This window comes from Cytobacillus gottheilii (genome assembly GCF_900166665.1).
Classification (GTDB): Bacteria; Bacillota; Bacilli; order Bacillales; family Cytobacillaceae; genus Cytobacillus; species Cytobacillus gottheilii_A.
This window is the reverse complement of the sequence record NZ_LT800494.1, coordinates 1,030,972-1,052,211: the sequence shown is the minus strand read 5'-3', so window position 1 is coordinate 1,052,211 and position 21,240 is coordinate 1,030,972. Positions and strand designations below refer to the sequence as shown.

The window sequence follows — 21,240 nt, the reverse complement described above, 5'->3', positions numbered from 1 at the left end:
ATTCCTATGGATTTTATAGCTGTATCATAAGAATAAGCCAGAGGAATCCCTCTGGCTTTCTAGATGTTATATTAATAGTTTTCGAGCAAGACAACGATGTCATTATAACCATATTCCATGGCATAGTCATATGCTGTGTAGCCTGCGCCGTCAACGTAGGTTGGATCGGCTCCATAGTTCAGAAGCTGTTCGGTCAATTCCGAGTTGCCATTTGCAGCAGCTGTAATTAAAGGAGTAGAATCTGTATAGTCAACCGTGTTAGGATCTGCTCCGGCTTGAAGCAATACTTCAGCAGCTTCCAGGTTATCTCCATATACAGACCAATGCAGGACAGAGGTGTCCTCAGAGTCTACTGCGTCTATATCTTCTCCTTCTTCAATAAGAGTAAGAATGGCTGCAGAATCATTATTAAAGGCAGCATCCATTAACGGTGTAACACCATCAATAGAATTACCTCCTTCTGAGAAGCTAAATTCTTCTCCATATAATGAATCTGAAAATTGATCGAGCTTTTCCAGTGCACTTATTGAAAACCAGACAGCAACCCCCAATAGAATCAATACAATAAATGAAATAATAATACCAATAACAACCTTGCCTTTTGATTCTTTTAGAACAGGAGTCGTTTCATTAGAAAAAAAGCGAGATAAAGCATATAGCCTTTTTGGCAAATGGGGATGTGTTGACAGCTTCTCATTTAACCAGACAAAAAATCCGCTCTCTGTTTCCAATTGCTTCATATAAACTTCTTTGTTTACGTTCGGATACAGACTTGTACCAATAGCCAGCATGGTAAGTGCATCCTTTGCCGCTTCAAAAGATTGCACATAGTACGCTGCATACCTGTCGCAAGTATATTCACAAGCACGTGAATAGGCTGTCCCTAAAAAAGGCACCCACATAGCTGGCAGAATAAGCGTATTGACGATCACATGCTTTCTTTTTAAATGGGCAAATTCATGTGCCAGCACAAACAATACTTCTTTTTCCGCGCCTCTGTCTGCCATCTCAAAAATACTGGAATATAAAACAACCATATTCCTTCTAAAGAATCTAGTGGCAAAAGCATTTAAAATTCCTTCTGATTCCATAACATAAATGTCAGGAACAGATTTCATCTCCATATCTGCCGCAGTTTTTACAGCCATTTCATACAATCTCGGAAATTGTTCCTCACTTAGTTTAACTCCATTCCTTCTAATCCCAGCCATCATTAGACCTTGAAGAAAAACAGAAAGCAGAAGAATAACCACTATTATTGCAATACCAATGATTGAAACAGCAAGAAACACATACATTAAAATACTAAATAATAATACAAATGCAAAATAAATATTTTCCTTAGGATGCACTAATTGCTGGCGTAATGATTGATCCATAATATTCTCCTTATATCCTTTTTTTTCAATACTTATTGATTATAGAATAATATACAGGAGATGGAAATAGTGTTTTTTAATTACTTTTTACATGATTCATGCAGTTATTTTCTCTAAATTTTCTGACATAATCCAAAGCTCTACTGCCATATAAATGTATTAGAACGACAGCGACGATGGGAGGAATTCATCGAGTTTTGTTAAAATTAGATTAATATTTTGCGTGTAAGTGGAAATTATCAGACAATGAGGGTACAATTAGGATAGAAGTATGACATCTTAAATTGTGTGACAATTTGTAAAGGGGTTGTCTGAGGAAAAAAACTACATATGCTTGAAGGACACGTTTCTTCTTTGAAAACTGTCGGTTGCAGAAATTTTGCCATTGGTTTGAAAAAAGGATAGGGAGTGGTTCTTTGAAACCTTCGACTAACCGGATGTTAAACCGTATCAAATCCGTTTACATGTTTATCAGCAAACACGGAACTGTAACAACTCAGGAGCTTGTAGAGGAATTTGGTATAACACCTCGAACGATACAAAGAGACCTAAATGTCTTGGCCTATAACGATTTAGTTAAAAGTCCAAGCCGGGGCAAATGGACGATTACACAAAAGAAGGTGAAGATGTCATCTTAAGCAGTACAACAAATAGATAAAAACCATAGAAAAATCGCCTAAATGACTAGGCGATTTTTTCCGTCTTCCTGTTTGTTAAGACTCGTACGATAATAGCTGCTCTAGTTCCTCATCCGTTAATTCCCGATATTCACCAAGTTCTAACGATGGGTCAAGCTCTAGCGGTCCCATAGAAATCCTTTTTAAATACATCACACGTTTTCCAACCGCTTCAAACATTCTTTTTACTTGATGAAACTTTCCTTCTGTAATCGTCAGCTCTATATCAGAAGTAAGCCCAGATTTTAGAATCTCTAAAACGGCAGGCTTCGTTTCATAGCCATCATCTAAAATGACCCCATTCTTAAAGGCGGAAATATCCTCTTCTGTCACTTCTGAATTGATGACAGCAAAATACGTTTTCGGAACATGTTTTTTAGGTGACAGCAGCTTATGCGAAAGCTGGCCATCATTAGTTAAAAGCAGCAACCCTTCCGTATCTTTATCTAACCGTCCTACTGGAAATGGTGAAAAAACAACATCCTCTGCCTCTAAAATATCAATAACTGTCTCATGACGAGTATCCTCAGTGGCAGAAATAACCCCCTGCGGTTTATTCATCATTAAATAGATATATTCCTTATATTCAACCTGTTCCCCATAAATCATCACCGTATCACACTCAGGGTCCACATGCTGTTTACCATCCTTAACAGCAACCTCATTAATGGTTACCGAACCATTTTTTAGAAGCTTCTTAACATCCTTCCGGCTTCCGTAGCCGAGATTTGCAAGCATTTTATCGATTCTCATGAAAATTGTCCTCCTTCCTCCATTATTTTAATTTCAATTTGCTTAACAGACGATCGACCTTGTCACCGAAGAGGAAGTACACAAGTCTCGATTTAATTCCGAGGTAAAAATAAACTCCCGCTCCGATTACACCGCAGAGGATTACAATCATAACAGACTGCGCAACAGACTCTGGTGATAAAAAGATCGTTAACACTTTATATAAGAAAAACGTAATAGCTAACATAATGCCTGTAAAAATAACAATCAGCAGGCTTCTTCTGAAAACGAACCGAAAACGGTATCCAGAGAATTTCTTTATCACATAGAAATTAATAGTGATAGCTGTTAAATAGCCAATAGCAGTTGCATAAATGGCCCCCTCTGTTTGCATCCAGCTGATGAAAGGGACATTCAGGCTCAGCTTGACTAAAATTCCAACCAGCAAGCTTAAAACAGTAAATCGCTGCTCATTGATTCCCTGCAGGATAGCTGCGGTCACAGAAAACAATGCGAATAAAACGGCAACAGGAGCATATGTACGCAGAATTGCTGCACCTTGTATGTCTGCTGTATAAAATAGCGTATAAACAGGTTCTGCAAGCAAAGCAACACCAACAGCTGCAGGCAATGTCAGAAAGAGCATAACCTGTATGCTTTGATTCATCTGCCGATTAAGTGAGGCCTGATCTTCATCCACAAATGCTTTTGTGATACTAGGAATCAATGTTAATGAGAATGAAATCGCCAGCGTGACTGGAATAATGACAATTTTATGGGTTTCAAAGTTTAAGATGTTCAAAAGATATTCAGATTCATTAATATCAATTCCAATGCCATCCATAGTTCTATTAAACGTCATCAAGTCAATCAGCTGAAATAAAGGATTAGCAACACCAACAAAAATGAAAGGAATAGAATAAATAATGATTTCTTTGTACATGTCCCTTAGGGAGATATCTGCTGTGCCCCTATCATGCTGCAGCAGCTGATCCAAATGCGGCTTTCTTTTATACCAATACCAGAATAAGACAAAAAGACCGCCAATTCCTCCGATAAATGCTGCAAACGTAGCGACACTAGCCGCCTCCACAACAGATCCATCCATCATGTAAAGTACAACATAAGCACCGCCAAGCAAGAAAATAATACGGACAATTTGCTCGACTACTTGTGAAACAGCAGACGGACCCATAGATTGGTGGCCCTGAAAGAACCCGCGGATTAAACTCATAAATGGAATAATAATCAGCGCAAAGCTGACTGCCCGGATGACCGTTACCGTTTCCTCAAGCTTTTGATCTTCTTCGGCATCAGTAAAGATTGCTGCAAACTCAGGAGCAAAATACATCAGGATTGAAAACCAGACAATACCGCTTGCAAGCATAACCCAAATTCCTGATTTAAACAGCCGCCTGCCGACCGAATATTCTTCAATAGCATTGTACTTAGCTATAAACTTGGAAATAGCCAATGGAATACCTGCGGTGGACATACTCAGAAAAATAGTATAGGGAACATAAGCATATTGATAAAGAATCGTTCCATCATCCCCAACAATACGAGAAAATGGGATCACATATAATAACCCCAGGAGCTTAGAAACAAAAGTACCAATCGTTAAAATAAACGTACCGCGTAAAAGCTTCGAAGACATAAAACCCCTACCCTTACTAGAAAAGCGGAAGCGCCTTGCTCAGCCCCGACAAGCATAAGACAAGATGGCTAGAAGGTTGCTCTTTAACCTTCTGGACAGATTGGCTTATGACCTCGAGGGGCTAGGCGCTGCAGCTAGACATTATTCAAAGTTCAAAAATCCTTATTATTTTATCTACAGAAAAGCGGAAGGCGCTTGCCCAGGGGCGACACCTCGAGCCCCTAGCGCCTGCAGCTAGACACTGTTTTTTTAGAAAAGCGGAAGCGCCCCGCTTATTTTTTTAGTAATAATCAAATAAACTTGGCCATTAGCCAAGTGTAATTTCTAAACATGCATAAATCTTGTGTTTCCATTTTTTTTGACACACTATTTGTAGTGTACTCTTCTTTTTTACAGAATGCTACTTTCAACTGGAAATTTCCTTCTTTATTTTTATGATTGTGACAAATAAAGTATAATAAAACATGTTGTAAATAACGAATGAAAATAAGTTGGTGGATAGAATGAAATTTGACGTTATTGTAGTTGGCGGAGGACCATCTGGTTTGATGGCCGCAATTGGAGCAGCTGAAAACAAAGCAAAAGTGCTTCTTATAGATAAGGGTGAGAAACTCGGCAGAAAGCTTGCGATTTCAGGAGGCGGGCGCTGTAATGTAACAAACAGGCTGCCAGTTGATGAGATTATTAAGCATATTCCAGGCAATGGGCGATTTTTATATAGTGCCCTCAATATCTTCAGCAATGAAGACATTATCGCTTTCTTTGAAAACCTGGGGATTCGCCTAAAGGAAGAAGATCATGGCAGAATGTTTCCTGTCAGTGATAAAGCACAATCTGTCGTTGACGCCCTTCTTAATAGGTTGAAGGAATTAAATGTACAAATAAAAAAGAATAGTCCCATTAAAGATATACATTACAAGAATGATTCTGTTCAATCAGTTGAGCTTCATAATGGGGAAATTTTTGAAGCTGCATCTATAGTGATTGCTGTTGGAGGCAAATCTGTCCCACATACAGGTTCAACCGGGGATGGTTATGCTTGGGCGGAAAAGGCTGGGCACACCATTACAGATCTTTTTCCAACAGAAGTACCGCTCACTTCATCTGAACCTTTTATTAAAGAGAAAACGCTGCAGGGGTTATCCCTGAGAAGTGTTGCATTAAGTGTCTTAAATGCAAAAGGCAAAGCACTGATCACTCATAGAATGGATATGCTATTTACACACTTTGGCATTAGCGGACCAGCGGTTTTGCGCTGCAGCCAATTTGCTGTTAAAGCCATGAAAAAAGAAAAAGGACCTGTAACGATGAGTATTGATTGTATGCCAGATGTAAAGGAAGAACCCCTTTTTCAGGACACATTAAGAAAAATGAAAGAAGATCCGAAGAAAAGTATTAAAAACACACTAAAGGGGTTTATTCCCGAAAGGTATCTGCTCTTCCTTTTCGAAAAAAGTGAAATTGATCCTGCAGAACAAAATGCGACCATTTCAAATGAAAAGATTCGGACGTTTATTAAGAATGTTAAATCCTTTCAATTCACTGTTAACGGCTCTTTGCCGCTAGATAAAGCATTCGTAACTGGCGGCGGTGTATCGGTTAAAGAAGTCGAACCGCAGACAATGGCCTCCAAAAAAATGAATGGATTGTATTTTTGCGGAGAGATTTTAGATATACATGGCTATACTGGGGGCTACAATATTACGTCAGCTCTAGTTACAGGCCGACTTGCAGGAACAAATGCTGCTTTATTTTCAAGGTAACCAATAGCAAGATAAATGGCCTAATGAATTATTCATTAGGCCTTATAAATAACCATTGCTGAAAAACAATAGATTTGTTCATCCTCTTCCTCTTGAACAGCCGCCACATTATACTTTATATCGAGCAGCTTTTTTTCATCCATCTTCTCTAAGAACTTATTCATTTCAACCTCTAAATCCTTTTCATGTTCATGATCAAATAGTTTTACTTTAATCACTTGTACTCTCCCTCATTTGCTTTTTTTTCTCATTATGGACACAATTCAATCTTATTATTCTATTGTTTAACATTTATCACTTTCAGAGATCATGGATTGTACTATAATTAACATTGCTATCTAACTTGCATTACTAGAATTACCATATAAGAATTAAATGCACTTCTTATAAAGACAATGAAGGATGCTGTTCTTAGCCTCTGCTATGCAGAGAAGGTATCCTGAAAGGAGTTCTTGAATGTCAACAATAAAAAGATTAACAAAGAGCTATTGGAATCCTTATTGGGCCATTGGCATAACTGGCATTCTGTCTGCTGCTTATTTTGGCATAACTGGAACAGTCTGGGCGGTAACAGGAGAGTTTACTAGATTAGGAGGTCATATCCTCGAATTTATCGGGATAGATATTTCTGGCTGGGCTTATTTTGATCTCGTCGGAATGGAAGGTTCTACTTTTGAAAGAACAGACGGCTGGATAGTTTGGGGGATGTTCATCGGAGCCTTTATAACTATATTACTAAGCAGCAATTTTAAAATTAGAATACCGAAGCAAAAGAGAAGATTAGTACAGGGATTAGTTGGCGGAATTATAGCTGGATTTGGTGCACGGCTGGCACTCGGCTGTAACTTGGCTGCCTTCTTTACAGGTGTGCCGCAGTTCTCCTTCCACTCATGGATTTTCATGGCGGCCACTGCAATTGGGACTTTCTTTGGTTTTAAAATTGTAAAAACAAAGTGGTGGAAAGGCAAACCAGCACTCACAAAAGGGGCGCCACCACCTGTGAAAAAACTAAAAAAATCAAAGCAGCCTTATTTCGGAGTACTTGTTGGTCTTATTTATATAGGAATGATTGTATTTTTTTTCCTCACTGGTAAGCCGATGCTTGGAAATGCAGCCATTTTTGGCGCAGCATTTGGCATGTTAATTGAAAGAGGTCAAATCTGCTTTACCTCTGCTTTCCGTGATCTTTGGGTGAGCGGAAGGGCAACAATGGCAAAAGCCATTACATTTGGCATTGCTATTAGTACAATTGCCACGTTTGCAGTGATCTTAATTTACGGACTTGAACCTATTATAAAAATAGCCGCACCAAGCACTGTTATTGGAGGAATCCTTTTTGGATTAGGCATTGTTTTGGCTGGCGGCTGTGAGACAGGCATGATGTATAGAGTTATGGAAGGTCAAGTACTGTATCTTTTTGTATTTGCAGGCAACATCATAGGCGTTACGCTGCTTTCATTCGGCTGGGATCACCTTGGCATTTATAATACTTTTGTAAAAATGGGAACTCCAATCAACTTAATGGATACATTTGGAGCATTTTTGGCGTTAATACTTACGTTGCTAATGCTGATTTCATGGTATATGATCGCTGTCTTTTGGGAGAAAAATTACCGATTCGGAACTGGATTTAAAAAAAGAAAGGAGAATATCGCATGAAAATTGATTATACGCTAGATTTAAGAGGAGAGCCTTGTCCATATCCTGTTATCTATTCTCTTGAGGCACTCGAAGGCATGAGTAAGGGAGAAGTTCTTCAGGTAATTGCTGATTGCCCGCCTGCCTTTAAAAATGTACCAGAAGAAGTCGTAAAGCATGGCTACACTCTTGCTGAAGAACCTTATAAAAATGGTCAGGATTTATATTTTTTAATTATTGCTTAAAGCCAATAAATAAGCACCCAATTCGCTTGGGTGCTTTGTTTTATTTATTCAGTTTCCCCGCTCCAGTCAAGCATGCCGCCTTTCATGTTGACGACCTTGTAGCCTTGGTCCTGCAGATAATGACAAACATTGGCGCTTCGGCCACCAGAACGGCAGATAAAGATATATTCCTTTTCTTTGTCAAACTGATCAAGATGTTCAGGAATTGTCCCCATACGAATATGTTTTGCGCCAGGAATCATTCCCCCGGCAACCTCTTCATCCTCACGCACATCAATGAGTTCAAGCTTTTCGCCAGCTTTCAGCTTTTGTTCTAATTCTTCTGTTGTGATTTCTGGAATCATATCACATACATCCTTTCTATTGCCGATTTCACTATTCCTATAGTAAGGAAAACTTACCGACTGGCAAGCCTGCAAGGCACAGCCAGAGGCTTAGTTGCACTTATACTACATTTCTAAATGAGCCACAGCGCCGAAATTCATCCGTGCTGCTCATTTATAATACTGATAGTGTAAAAAACATTCCCTGAAAAAGCAATCAGGGAATGTTTTTTATTAATTTGCAACGATATTCACTAATTTTCCAGGAACAGCAATCACTTTTCTAACTGTTTTTCCTTCAATTTGCTCTTTGACCTTGTCATCATCCATTGCTATTTGCTCAAGGATGTCTTTTTGAGCATCTGCTGGAACCATTAGCTTCGCTTTTACTTTTCCATTCACTTGTACAACGATTTCTACTTCATCGTCTGTCAGTTTTGCTTCATCAAATGCCGGCCAAGACTCATACGTAACCGTTCCGCTATGACCCAGCTTCGCCCAAAGTTCTTCTGCAATATGAGGAGCAATTGGAGAAAGCATTTTAACAAAGCCCTCTGCATAGCCCACTGGCAGATTTTCTGATTTGTATGCATCATTGATGAAGACCATCATTTGCGAGATAGCTGTGTTAAAGCGCAGCCCTTCAAAGTCCTCAGTTACCTTTTTAACAGTCTGATGGTATACCTTTTCAAGCTCTCCGCCTTCTTCATTCCCTTTAATGCGGGAGGATAGCTGACCATTCTCCTCAATGAATAAGCGCCAGATACGGTCAAGGAATCTTCTTGCTCCATCAAGACCATTTGTTGACCAAGCGATCGATGCTTCCAGCGGGCCCATAAACATTTCGTATAGACGCAGTGTATCTGCTCCATGACTTGAAATGATATCATCCGGATTAACAACATTTCCTTTTGATTTACTCATTTTTTCATTATTATCGCCAAGAATCATCCCTTGGTTGAATAGTTTTTGGAACGGCTCTTTTGTATGCACTACTCCAATATCATATAAAACCTTGTGCCAAAATCTTGCATATAACAAGTGAAGCACGGCATGCTCCACACCGCCGATATAAATATCAACTGGAAGCCATTTTTTAATTTTTTCAGGATCAGCAATTTTTTCGCTATTTTTCGGATCGATATAACGAAGGTAGTACCAGCTGCTGCCTGCCCATTGCGGCATTGTATTTGTTTCACGTCTGCCCTTTTTGCCTGTTGCAGGATCCTCAACATTTAACCAGTCTTCAATATTAGCAAGCGGTGATTCACCTGTTCCTGACGGCTTGATTTCTGTTGTTTTTGGCAGAATTAGCGGAAGCTCTTCTTCCGGCACAGCTGTCATTGTGCCATCTTCCCAATGGATAATTGGAATTGGCTCGCCCCAGTAGCGCTGGCGGCTGAACAGCCAATCACGCAAGCGGTAAGTAATTTTCTTCGTGCCAATCTCTTTTTCTTCAAGCCATGCAATCATTTTGGTAATCGCTTCTTCTTTGTTAAGACCATTTAGGAAATCAGAGTTCACATGCTCGCCATCGCCAGTATATGCTTCCTTGCTGACATCTCCGCCTGCCACAACTTCTACAATCGGCAATTCAAACGCTTGTGCGAATTCGTAATCCCGCTCATCATGCGCAGGTACTGCCATGATCGCACCAGTTCCGTAGCTGACAAGAACATAATCCGCGATCCAGATTGGCATTTTTTCTCCGCTTGCCGGGTTGACCGCATAAGCACCAGTAAAGACACCTGTTTTCTCTTTCGCTAAATCCGTACGCTCAAGATCACTCTTTGATTTAATTTTTTCAATATATGCCTGAACTTCAGCTTTTTGAGCTTCTGTTGTAATTGAATCAACTAATGCATGTTCAGGTGCTAAAACGGCATATGTTGCACCAAATAGTGTATCAGGGCGTGTTGTAAACACAGTAAATGTATCGTCATGACCATCAATGCTGAAAGTCACCTCAGCACCTTCTGAACGGCCAATCCAATTTCGCTGCATATCTTTTAGACTTTCAGGCCAATCCAGCTCATCTAGATCGTCAAGAAGGCGATCAGCATATTCCGTAATTTTTAATACCCATTGGCGCATCGGTCTGCGTTCAACAGGATGACCGCCGCGCTCACTTTTCCCATCAATTACTTCTTCATTGGCTAGAACAGTGCCTAGTGCTGGGCACCAGTTTACAGCTACTTCATCGATGTAAGCTAACCCTTTTTCATAGAGCTTAATAAAAATCCATTGAGTCCATTTATAGTAATCAGGATCTGTTGTATTTATTTCGCGATCCCAGTCATAAGAAAAGCCGAGTGCCTTAATTTGACGACGAAATGTATTGATATTTTTTTCAGTAAATTCTGCCGGGTCATTTCCCGTATCAATGGCATATTGCTCTGCTGGCAATCCGAATGCGTCCCAGCCCATTGGGTGGAGCACATTATAACCTTGCATTCTTTTCATACGAGAAAGGATATCTGTAGCTGTGTATCCTTCTGGATGCCCAACATGCAAGCCGGCGCCTGATGGATATGGGAACATATCCAACGCATAAAATTTACGCTTGCCTTCTTCTTCACTTGTTTTAAATGTTTTGTTTTCTTCCCAATATTGCTGCCACTTTTTTTCAATCTCCTGATGATTGAAGTTCATGTCTGTTTCCTCCTAAATCATAATGACTGCTAACTATAAAAACAAAAAATAGTTATTTCCGCTTCAGGGTACTCGCTTTCCACGGGACGGTGGTGAGCTTCTGTCACTGGCGTCTTGCGCTATTCGCTCCAATTAGCTGTTTTTCAAACATACGAATTAGAAAAACAGCGGAAAATAAAAAACTCCCGTCCCTTAAAAATAAGGGACGAGAGATATATGTATTATTACTCCCGCGGTACCACCCACATTAGTGACAAAGTCACCCGCTTCATTCATCCTTAACGCGGAATACGGCAAGCATTACTGAAAGTTCATGCTTGCTGCTCAAAAGGCGAGTTCATGATGTGCCTGGCTGACTTTCACCACCCGTCAGCTCTCTATAGGTCAAGGCATGCGATCATTACTATTCCTCATCATAGCAGTTCAATATAAATATATTGACATTGTAATTTATTTCCCGCCAGGATGCAAGCGGGCTTTTCCAGAAGAAAGATAGTACATAGGATATGCATTGCTGATTAAGAGTGTGACTGCTGTTAGAGCATTAGTAATGGAGCGTATTAGAAACAGCACGAGCAAAGATTAAAGTAATTTTTGCTAATAAAAATTTTGCGCTCTTCACCTCACAAACGTATATCAGGCTAGATTTTAGGCCAAACATGTAGTGAGGATGTGATTCTATATGAATGCGATTATGCTAGTCAACGAAAATCTTAGTATTCAAAGTTTATCAAAGGCAGAAAGCAAACAATTGCAGATCAATTGCCTAACAAATTATATGAAAATACAGCGTTTAAACGAAAAAACATTAAACCCTTATCAACTCAATCCGTATTACACTATCCCACACGCACTTTTATATGATGTTCAGCAAACTAGACAGCCTTTAGACTATTTATTAGTACATTCATATGAAGCGATTCAGCCATTTATCAAAATGTACCCAGCACGCTGGATACTATTAAAAAGCTTTTTTCATCATACAATTTTGATAGAAGGTCAATCTTCAGCTGTTTAATGGGTTTATCATTAAGTTAAAAATGTATGGAATACAAAAAAGGACGGGAATGAATAATCATTCCGCGTCCTTTTTTTCATTTATGATGCATGGGCAAGCTGTTTATTTTCCTTCAGCTTCCTGTCATATATTAGCGTTGTAAAGATCGACACGATAAGCAGCCCAATTAACACCATGAATAACATGGATATACCATAGAAGTCCACTAACAAACCGCCAAGGAGAGGGCCAATCATGCGTCCGCCAGTTGCAGTGCTGTTAACAATTCCCTGGTAGAAGCCTTCTCTGCCTTTTGGAGCAAGAGAATTGGCGATTGTAGGAACAGCAGGCCAGATCAGCATTTCACCAATCGTTAAAATCACCATGGATGCCATAAATGCTGAAAACTCCTGAGCAACAGCGGCTACAGCAAATGACACAATAAATATGATAATTCCAATATTTATTTGAAGTTTTAAGGAGTTGATTCTTTTAACAAGTGGACTGATAAGCGGCTGCCCTAGCACAATAAGAGCACCATTTACTGTCCATAGTAAACTGTAATGACTTAAAGATATATTGAGTTCCTGCGTATATGTTGAGATGGTCGATTGCCACTGCACATACCCCACCCAGCAAAGTAAATAGCCTATACATAATGTTAGAAGAGCATATAGTTTCGTATGATTCTTTATCGCTCCACTTTCAGCGATTACAGAGGATTGTGTATTTTCAGCTTTAATGCCTTTATAGCCGAACACTGCAATACATAAGAAAATAATATACATAAACGTATTGGCCGCAAATATTAAATCAAATGAAAAGGACGCTACAAGTCCGCCTAAAGCAGAACCAATCGCAACACCTGCATTTTGCGCTATATAAATAGCATTAAACGCTTTTCGACCGCCTTCCTTCCACACAGACCCTGCCATTGCGTACATGGATGGAAATACAATTCCCGAGCCAAATCCAACAATCGTTAAAAAGACAACATATGCAAAGAAATCATTCCAGAAGGATAGGCCTGTTAACGCCGTAACGGTAATACCTATTCCGAGAAGAACAGACTTAAAGCCGCCGATCTTATCAAAGAGCGTTCCGCCGATAAGATTGCCGACCACACTTGCACCAGCATTTAACATAAGCACAAGTCCAGCAACTGAGAGAGACTTACCAAGCTGATCATGAATGTAAATCGTATTCAATGGCCATAAAAAAGAAGAACCGGTTACATTCACAGCCATTCCGATGACCAAAAGCCATACTACCCGAGGCATAAGCAACCCCCTTTATACAATAAAATGTTCATTAAAAACCGTGCTATATTTCGAATTCCAAAGTAATTCTATGTCTTTTTAATATGTATTGCAATAGGTTTTATTACTTACATTATTTTCGGAATTTTACAAGAAAAAGGAAGACACCTTGGACGTTTTATGGACACTGACTAAAATTTTTTTCTAGATCTTGAATAATGAAGTGGTAATTAGGGAGACAACTTGACCAGTTAATTTCAGTTATTCGACTATAAAATCAAGAATTAATAAGGAAACGTGACACTGGATTCCAGTTTTTTGGGCTTATGAGGTGTGATTAAACCGGTAGCCGCGACTCTGCTTTCCTATTCTTTGACTTATGAGGTGTGTTTAATTCGGTATCAGGACAACGTTTTCCAATTATTGGACTTTCGTGGTGTGTTTAACTCTGTAGCGCGCAACTGTTTTCCAAATTTTAGACTTCCAAGGTGTGATTACTCATGAAACAACACACTTGTTTCTATCTTTTGGAATACACAGTCACTATCACCACGGAAAACGAGACAAAAATTCCTATTATCCAGTATTCAAAAGTCACAAATCTCCTAAATCACGACACTATATTCCCAATTCAGAAGGTTCCCTCTCCCCAAAGAACAATCCAAAGAACACACAAAAAAAAGCCTGAAGCATCTACATCCTTTGCTTCAAGCCCTTACCAAATCAATATTAAGATTTAATCCCCGAAAAAAACTGAGGCAGGTCGTCCTTGTGTGCCTCGAGCATTTCATCAAGGATTTTCTTCGCAATCGTATCTGATGGCACTAACGGATTGATGGTCATTGCCACTAAAGCTGTATGGTAATTTCCTGTAACAGCTGCTTCTGCAGCAACTCTTTCAAACGATTTTATCTGCTGAACAAGTCCTCTGACTGGCACTGGCAGATCACCAATTCCAATCGGTTTTGGCCCCTCTTTTGTAATGACACAGTTGATTTCAATCGCAGAATCATCTGGAATGCTGGCGATGGCACCATTGTTTCGGGTGTTGACTGGCTGAATATCACGTTTATCATTATAAATCGAGTTGATGAGACTGCATGCTGCATCACTGTAGTAAGCTCCGCCCCGCTTTTCCAGCTGAGGCGGTTTGATAGACAGATCTGGATTTTTATAGAGCTCAAACAGCTCAGCTTCTAGCTTTTGAACAACTTCAGCTCTCGTTCCTTTTTCAAACGATGCTTCCTTTTCTTCCTGAAGCATTTCATCGGTTTTGTAGTAATAGCGGTGATAGCCGCAAGGAATGACACCCATACCTTTAATAAAATCGGCATCCCATGCAAATCCGGCAATATTCTTCATAGTCATCTCATTCTCTGGGTTGCCGAGGGCAGCGATGACTTCATCTAGTACACTTTTTCCATCAACAAAAACATCCAGCCCAAACACCATGTGATTCAAGCCTGCAAAATCTACTTGAACGCGCTCTGGCTCAACCCCAATGGCCTTTGCTATGCCCATGCGCATCCCAATCGGAACGTTGCACAGCCCTACTACTCTCTTAATATTGCTGTAACGAAGAACTGCTTCTGTCACCATGCCCGCTGGATTGGTAAAGTTCACAAGCCAGGCGTTTGGACAAAGTTCTTCCATATCGCGGCAAATATCTAACACGACTGGAATCGTGCGCAGCCCTTTAAATAAGCCACCAGGACCATTGGTTTCCTGTCCGATGACATCATATTTAAGAGGAATGCGCTCATCTTTTGCTCTAGCCTCCAAAAGCCCTACCCTAAATTGGGTGGTGACAAAGTCTGCATCCTTTAAAGCTTCACGACGATCTAATGTTAAGTGAATGTCAATCGGCAGACCGGCTTTTTCTACCATTCTTTTTGCTAAGTTTCCGACAATATTAAGCTTCTCTTTTCCTTTTTCAATATCAACAAGCCACAACTCTCTTACCGGCAGTTCATCATATCTTTTAATAAAGCCTTCAATAAGCTCTGGTGTGTAGCTTGAACCTCCGCCAATCGTTACGATTTTAATTCCTTTTTTCAAGATAACTCCTCCTTAGCTTCGCATTTCCTTATACATAAGAATCATTTCTGAAACTAAATCCCTGATCGTTTCTGCACTCATCATTTGGTCCTCTGCATGCATCAGCAGCAGAGAAAATGGCAGTTTTTCTCCCGATGCTTCCTGTTGAATCAGATCCATATGAGCGTGATGCCCTTCATTCATATATTGCTTGGATTCTGTTAATTTCTCCTCTGCTTCCTGGTAATTCCCTGCTCGTGCAGCAAAGAGCGCCTCCATAATCAGACTTTTTGCTGTTCCGACATTACTGATAATTTGAAACGCTGCAGCTTCTAACCCTTCCATACAGTCTCATCCTTTTTTTCAGTTTTATATTGTTCTAGATGGTGATATAAAGCACCAATTAATCCTGCTTCATTTTTAAAATGACAAATATCAATGACATTTTCATCGATATAGTCATTCAGTTTACAGACTCTTTGACGGATTTCATCCAATAACTCTGTACGTGAACTGATCCCTCCGCCGATTAAGATCTTTTCGGGGTTCAACATAAAATATAAATTGTAAAGACCTGTTGATAAATGATCGTAAAAAGATTCAATCTCATTTATCGCAGTCTGATCGCCTTGATCTGCTGCTTCAAAAATTTTCACCCCTGTAATGTCCTTCACTGAAATCCCTTTTTGGGCAGCATATCTTTTTCTTAAACCATACACAGAAGCTGTTGAACTTAATGTACTTTTATCCAACGAGTTCTCCTGCATGCCATGGGTAATCATATAGCCGAATTCTCCAGCAGCAAATGATGATCCTCGATACAGTTTATTTCCAAGTACAATTGCACCGCCTATACCAGTACCGATCGTTAAACAAAGGAAATGTTCAAGGTTTTCTGCTTTTCCCTTCCATTTCTCTGCAAGTGCTGCACAATTTACATCATTTTCAACGCTGACTGCGATGCCCGTTTTGTCTTCTAAATAGTCCTTCATATTAAAACCATCAAAATCGGTTATGGCTCCGCCTTTTTCTATAAAACCTGTGTAAGCATTCACAAATCCAGGTGCACTAATGGCAATTCCTTTTAAATTCTGATATTGTGCAATCACGTCTAGCATGTGATCTAAAATCAATTGACCATTGTCTCTTTCCGTAGCGAAACTTCCTCTATGAAGAAAATCACCATTCTCTGAAAGCTTTGCATATTTTACTTCTGTACCGCCTATATCAAACGCTGCATACAAAACCATCACTCCTTCTACAGCACCTTGATTGAATAATATAGCCCTGGACCAAACTTCGACTCTTTGAATACTTGTTTCAAATGTCTTTCTGTGTCATCCTTCTTTAGTTCGGTTGAAACAGAAAAAACCGCTTGGACCCTATTAGAGGATTGCAGATCGGTCTTAACTTGATCATCCTGATAAGCTTTGAAAAAATCACAAATATACGAGATTTGCCCACAGTTCATTTGCACATTATAGGTTTCCATCGTTCTCTCCTTCCTATATATCCTTAATGCTCCCGCCATCTGATAATGGCGAGAGCACCATCATTTACCGAAAATTACATTGATACATTTTTAGAATCTGTTTCTACTGATTTCTGAGCATTCGCTGCTTTATTTGCCGCAATAACAAATGGCAGGTAAATAAGTGTAGAAATTGCTAAGCACACAAATCCTAAAATTAGTGCTAGCCAGTTGCCTCCTGTACCAAAGAAGGCGATCAGCGGTCCAGGTGTGGTCCATGGTACCGAATACGCGATCGGCGGTATGAGCTCTGTCGTTATGGCTATATATCCGATGATGATATTAATGGCAGGCACAAGGATAAATGGCACAATTAAGATTGGATTCAATACTACCGGCAGCCCGAAAATGATCGGTTCATTAATATTGAATAGACCTGGAGCGATGGAAAGCTTTCCGATATCCCGATAGTCTTTCCTTCTTGAAGCAATAAAGATGGCTATAATTAACCCTAGCGTCATCCCTGATCCGCCGTAGTTGGCAAACGCATCATTTATCGCCCATGTAACAGGGTAAGGAGCTCCCCATGCTGTTCCGTTTGCTGCAACAAACTCCAGATTTTCAAGACCGGCTTCTGCAAACATCCCTTCACGTATAGCAGCAATGGTATTTGGTCCATGAATCCCGAATACCCAAAGCAAGTTAGAGACAATTGCTAAAATGACTAAGGAGACGATATTTGTACCCAAATCCTTCAATGGCGTTTGAATTAATGTGTAAATTAATTGATGAATGCCATCTGGGAATATTGCCAAAATGATTGCGTTTCCAATTGTAAACATAATGGTTATAAGTACAATCGGGAATAATACTAAAAACGATCTTGAAATAGCTGGAGGCACAGAAGCAGGCATTTTAATCTGCAGGCGCTTCCATTTTGACAGCTTGCTGAAAACTTCTCCAACGAGCAATCCTATCAGCATTGCCACGAATAACCCTTGAGCACCTACCCATTGGGTAGATAGCAGGCTCGCACCATCCACGATGATATATTCAGGATATACAATAAAAAATACAGATAAAGCCGTCAGTCCACACAATAAATCATCCGCCTTTAAAGCAATTGCTATATTCCTCGCTATCAGAAAGACGATGAAAATAGATAGAATACTAGTTGAACCATTTAAAACAGGTGCAAAAACCTGCTGAAAATCTGCCAGATTAGGAAATAATTTATGCAAAAATAGCATTTTAGCAATAAAGCCATCAGGTGCAAGCACCGCAAAGTTTAAAAGAACAATTAATGATCCAGCAAGCGTGATCGGAAATGCCAATATAAATGCATCCCGAATGGCCACAATATGACGCTGCGAGTTCAGTTTTGCTGCTACTGGCACAAGCGCCTTCTCCATCACACGTTCAAAGCGATCCATGAATCCCATGATTTTTACCCCCTATATTCTTTTTTATTTTCCATCTATCAGCTCCAAGGCTCTTTCAAGTACTGCTCCTCCATTCATGGTTCCATAAGCTCTCATATCAATTACTTCAACCGGTACCCTCCCTCCTACCATAGCGTCCACCTGAGATTTCTGATACCTGACCTGAGGACCAAGCAGAACAACATCTACCTCTGCTGCTGCTTTTTCACATTCAGATACAGGCAGAGCAACGATATCTATTTCAACACCCTTGCCGCTGGCTGCTTCATTCATTTTGTTAACCAGCAAACTGGTGGACATTCCAGCTGCACAAACTAATAATATTTTTTTCATTGATGTTCCTCCTTCAATATTTTTGACGGAATATTCTGTAATTTACTTCCATTCGTCTCTATTACTTGTTTATACCAATAAAAGCTTTTCTTTTTAATACGGCGCAGATCTCTTTCACTATGCTCATCACGATTCACATACACAAAGCCATATCTTTTCTTATAGCCATTCAGCCAGCTTAAAATATCTGTAAAGGACCACGTGCAATATCCCAGCAGGTCCACACCATCGCTAATTGCATTTTGGCAGGCTTCCACATGTGCTTTTATATAGTCAATCCGATAATCATCTAAGACGTATTCCCCTTCTAACAGCGTGTCATACTCACCGAGACCGTTTTCGGTAATTAAAATCGGCAGTCCATACCGGCTTGTCAGCCTTCTAAGACCGATGCGCAGTCCTTCAGGGTCAATTTCCCAATCCCAATTTGTTGCTTCAAGATGAGGATTTCTTTTCGATTTATATAACCCAGGCACTCCACTTTCTTCTGTAGTGCCTTTTTTTCCTGTTGTATTCATTCTCCCTAGTCCAATGCCGTCTATCGGGTTCATCTCTACGGTGCCTGAACGGTAATAATTCACACCAATAAAGTCTGGCCTTCCGTAGGCAAGCAGCTCCATATCACCATCCATTATCGTTGGCGCTTCACCTGCCTCTTGCAAATACTTCATACTAACCTTTGGATACGTTCCCCTGCAGTAGACATCCAGCCACCAATGATTATTCAGATCCTCTGCATTCTCATAGGCAAGAATATGATCTGGATGACATGAGTATGGATATGTTGGACCAAATGCAAAACTCGGACCTACTTTTCCGTCAGGTACATACCTTCTAAAAGATTGAATCGCTTTCGCATTAGCAAGGTTGGCAATATGATTTGCTTCATACATTCTTTTATTATCCTTAACTCCAGGAGGATGAAGTCCAGTGCGATAGCCTAAGCCAATAAATACATTTTGTTCATTTAATGTCACCCAATACTTCACTCTGTCTCCGAACCTTTTGTATAGAGTTATACAATACTCATTAAAGTCTTCAATAATTTCTCTGGATTCCCATGCGCCATATCGATCCATAAGTGCCTGTGGAACATCCCAATGATATACCGTTAAAATCGGTTCAATCCCATGCTGAATCAGTTCATTTATTAAATCATCATAAAACTGTAAACCAGCCTCATTCACCTCTCCTGATCCTTCTGGATATATACGGCTCCAAGAAACTGAGAATCTGTACGCTTTTAAACCCATTTCTGCCATTAAAGCAACATCTTCCTTGTAACGGTAATAATGATCGACCGCTACGTCACCATTGGTTCCCTCATACGTTGTTCCTTCAAGCTTAGTATAGATATCCCAGACAGAAGGTCCTTTGCCATCTGCATTCCAGGCACCTTCAACTTGATAAGCAGCTGATGCAGAGCCCCATAAAAAATTGCTTGGAAAAGGTTTTTTAGTTGTATGGATCATTTAATCACCTCTTTCTATATATAATATTGTATACGCTTTCATTTTAAGAGTAAATACAAATTTTAAAATTTGTATTTTGTATCATATATTGTTACTTGTTACAAAAATGGAACAGGATGTTTCTTAACTATTTGCCTGTTTATAAATTTCCTTTGCAATTGTTTCAAGTAAATAAACCACTGGAATTTGTGTGGTTATATTCGATTTGCTGCGATATTCCTCTGTAACATAATAGGAAATGTTTAAATCTGAGATTCTGGCAATTGTGCAATCTTTATGATTAGTAATGCTTACGATCGTACTGCCTTCTTCTTTTAATTTCTTAATTAAATCAATGATCTCCATTGTCTCTCCTGAAACACTGAGGGCAATGGTGACACTGTCATTTGAATACTTTGAATGAATAGGGAAGAATGGATCTTTTATGTAAAGAGAAAACTTTCCAAGACTAGACAAATAGCGTGATCCATATTCCGCCATTATTCCGGAGCTGCCAATACCTAAGAAAATCACACTTTCTGCTTTAGAAATAAAGGAAGCCGTTTCTTTAATATAAGCCTCAAAGTTGCCTTTTAATGTCCGTTCAACAAACTCTGATAGGGCATGCTGGGTGCTTTTTAACTCTTCTGGCTGATTCTTCGCGATATAAAGCTTTAGTTTGACTTTAAATTCTGAAAACCCCTCACAATCCAGCTTTCTGCAAAAACGTAATATAGAAGAGGTTGATACATGGGTCTCATCAGCCAATTCTCTAATCCTCATATAGCTGACCTTTTCAGCATTTGCTATCACATATTTGTATAATGAACATTCCATTTCGTTGAAAGATGATATGATTTTGTTTGAAAACATAGGGATCCTCCTTTCATCTTTTACACTTGTATACTCTTCCTTCATCAATAAGGGAAATACTGCGCGGTTGCCTTTATATTCTATTTTTATATCTATAATCCTTTAATCATAAGGCTGTTTTCGTAAACATTGTTGCTGTGAACTTAAATGAGCAGAAGTTGATTTCCGCTCCAGATGCTCTCTTTCCGCGGGTTGGCGCTGAGCCTCCTCGTCACTTACGCTCCTGCGGGGTCTCACCTGTCCCCCTTCTCCCGCAGAAGTCTCGCACCTTCTGCTCCCATCAACTAATCTTTTAGAAAATAGAAAACTTA

20 protein-coding genes and 1 other annotated feature are annotated in these 21,240 nt (G+C 39.7%); of the genes, 5 read left to right on the top strand and 15 right to left on the bottom strand.

The window, feature by feature from the left end; genetic code table 11:
• Positions 1–71: 71 nt before the first annotated feature.
• A complete protein-coding gene (locus B7E07_RS05240; RefSeq protein ID WP_080844375.1) occupies positions 72–1,379 on the bottom strand; it encodes a M48 family metallopeptidase in 1,308 nt (435 codons plus the stop codon).
• A gap of 416 nt (positions 1,380–1,795) precedes the next feature.
• Between B7E07_RS05240 and B7E07_RS05235 the strand changes: the two genes are divergently transcribed.
• Entirely contained in the window at positions 1,796–2,017 is a 222-nt protein-coding gene (locus tag B7E07_RS05235) for a DeoR family transcriptional regulator (RefSeq protein ID WP_066451410.1), read from the top strand.
• Positions 2,018–2,092: 75 nt separating this feature from the next.
• Here the strand turns inward: B7E07_RS05235 and B7E07_RS05230 are convergent, their stop codons facing one another.
• Both B7E07_RS05230 and B7E07_RS05225 read right to left on the bottom strand, forming a co-directional pair.
• Complete coding sequence (locus B7E07_RS05230; RefSeq protein ID WP_080844374.1) at positions 2,093–2,809, bottom strand: pseudouridine synthase; 717 nt, start codon at positions 2,807–2,809, stop codon at positions 2,093–2,095.
• 22 nt (positions 2,810–2,831) lie between these two features.
• Complete coding sequence (locus tag B7E07_RS05225; protein ID WP_080844373.1) at positions 2,832–4,445, bottom strand: putative polysaccharide biosynthesis protein; 1,614 nt, start codon at positions 4,443–4,445, stop codon at positions 2,832–2,834.
• A 503-nt stretch (positions 4,446–4,948) separates the two neighbouring features.
• Between B7E07_RS05225 and B7E07_RS05220 the strand changes: the two genes are divergently transcribed.
• A complete protein-coding gene (locus tag B7E07_RS05220; RefSeq protein ID WP_080844372.1) occupies positions 4,949–6,208 on the top strand; it encodes a BaiN/RdsA family NAD(P)/FAD-dependent oxidoreductase in 1,260 nt (419 codons plus the stop codon).
• 35 nt (positions 6,209–6,243) lie between these two features.
• Here the strand turns inward: B7E07_RS05220 and B7E07_RS05215 are convergent, their stop codons facing one another.
• A complete protein-coding gene (locus B7E07_RS05215; RefSeq protein WP_080844371.1) occupies positions 6,244–6,426 on the bottom strand; it encodes a sporulation protein Cse60 in 183 nt (60 codons plus the stop codon).
• Between the two features lie 238 nt (positions 6,427–6,664).
• Here B7E07_RS05215 and yedE point away from each other — a divergent pair, with 238 nt between their 5' ends.
• Both yedE and yedF read left to right on the top strand, forming a co-directional pair.
• On the top strand, positions 6,665–7,867 hold the full coding sequence (gene yedE / locus B7E07_RS05210) for a selenium metabolism membrane protein YedE/FdhT (RefSeq protein WP_080844370.1): 1,203 nt from the start codon (positions 6,665–6,667) through the stop codon (positions 7,865–7,867).
• The gene (gene yedF, locus B7E07_RS05205; protein ID WP_080844369.1) at positions 7,864–8,091 is read left to right on the top strand and encodes a sulfurtransferase-like selenium metabolism protein YedF; all 228 of its coding nucleotides are present in this window, start codon (positions 7,864–7,866) and stop codon (positions 8,089–8,091) included. Before yedE ends, yedF begins: the two co-directional genes overlap by 4 nt.
• Before the next feature lie 44 nt (positions 8,092–8,135).
• On the opposite strand, the gene B7E07_RS05200 is transcribed toward yedF, so the two are convergent.
• Together B7E07_RS05200 and leuS are read right to left on the bottom strand one after the other, a co-directional pair.
• Positions 8,136–8,435: a rhodanese-like domain-containing protein gene (locus B7E07_RS05200; protein WP_080844368.1), complete on the bottom strand. Its 300-nt coding sequence runs from the start codon at positions 8,433–8,435 to the stop codon at positions 8,136–8,138.
• A 213-nt stretch (positions 8,436–8,648) separates the two neighbouring features.
• The gene (gene leuS, locus B7E07_RS05195) at positions 8,649–11,066 is read right to left on the bottom strand and encodes a leucine--tRNA ligase (RefSeq protein WP_080844367.1); all 2,418 of its coding nucleotides are present in this window, start codon (positions 11,064–11,066) and stop codon (positions 8,649–8,651) included.
• A 198-nt stretch (positions 11,067–11,264) separates the two neighbouring features.
• Positions 11,265–11,492: a binding site (T-box leader), on the bottom strand.
• Between the two features lie 256 nt (positions 11,493–11,748).
• Here leuS and B7E07_RS05190 point away from each other — a divergent pair.
• Entirely contained in the window at positions 11,749–12,084 is a 336-nt protein-coding gene (locus tag B7E07_RS05190; RefSeq protein ID WP_080844366.1) for a hypothetical protein, read from the top strand.
• Positions 12,085–12,164: 80 nt separating this feature from the next.
• Here the strand turns inward: B7E07_RS05190 and B7E07_RS05185 are convergent, their stop codons facing one another.
• The 9 genes from B7E07_RS05185 to B7E07_RS05140 form a co-directional block, all read right to left on the bottom strand.
• Positions 12,165–13,343 carry an MDR family MFS transporter gene (locus B7E07_RS05185; protein ID WP_080844365.1) on the bottom strand — a complete coding sequence of 393 codons (1,179 nt, stop codon included), beginning with the start codon at positions 13,341–13,343 and terminating at the stop codon, positions 12,165–12,167.
• Positions 13,344–14,051: 708 nt separating this feature from the next.
• The gene (locus B7E07_RS05175) at positions 14,052–15,380 is read right to left on the bottom strand and encodes a 6-phospho-beta-glucosidase (RefSeq protein ID WP_080844363.1); all 1,329 of its coding nucleotides are present in this window, start codon (positions 15,378–15,380) and stop codon (positions 14,052–14,054) included.
• Positions 15,381–15,392: 12 nt separating this feature from the next.
• A complete protein-coding gene (locus tag B7E07_RS05170) occupies positions 15,393–15,704 on the bottom strand; it encodes a PTS lactose/cellobiose transporter subunit IIA (protein WP_066442941.1) in 312 nt (103 codons plus the stop codon).
• Positions 15,692–16,603 carry an ROK family protein gene (locus B7E07_RS05165; RefSeq protein ID WP_218970400.1) on the bottom strand — a complete coding sequence of 304 codons (912 nt, stop codon included), beginning with the start codon at positions 16,601–16,603 and terminating at the stop codon, positions 15,692–15,694. Before B7E07_RS05165 ends, B7E07_RS05170 begins: the two co-directional genes overlap by 13 nt.
• A 14-nt stretch (positions 16,604–16,617) precedes the next feature.
• Positions 16,618–16,851 (bottom strand): hypothetical protein, encoded by a 234-nt coding sequence (locus B7E07_RS05160; protein ID WP_080844361.1) that lies wholly within the window; start codon positions 16,849–16,851, stop codon positions 16,618–16,620.
• Positions 16,852–16,925: 74 nt separating this feature from the next.
• Entirely contained in the window at positions 16,926–18,272 is a 1,347-nt protein-coding gene (locus B7E07_RS05155) for a PTS sugar transporter subunit IIC (RefSeq protein WP_080844360.1), read from the bottom strand.
• 24 nt (positions 18,273–18,296) lie between these two features.
• Positions 18,297–18,605, bottom strand: coding sequence for a PTS sugar transporter subunit IIB (locus B7E07_RS05150; protein ID WP_080844359.1), 309 nt, complete (start codon positions 18,603–18,605; stop codon positions 18,297–18,299).
• The gene (locus tag B7E07_RS05145) at positions 18,602–20,077 is read right to left on the bottom strand and encodes a glycoside hydrolase family 1 protein (protein ID WP_080844358.1); all 1,476 of its coding nucleotides are present in this window, start codon (positions 20,075–20,077) and stop codon (positions 18,602–18,604) included. The genes B7E07_RS05150 and B7E07_RS05145 overlap by 4 nt, the downstream gene beginning before the upstream one ends.
• Before the next feature lie 123 nt (positions 20,078–20,200).
• On the bottom strand, positions 20,201–20,929 hold the full coding sequence (locus B7E07_RS05140; protein ID WP_080844357.1) for a MurR/RpiR family transcriptional regulator: 729 nt from the start codon (positions 20,927–20,929) through the stop codon (positions 20,201–20,203).
• Between the last annotated feature and the right edge of the window lie 311 nt (positions 20,930–21,240).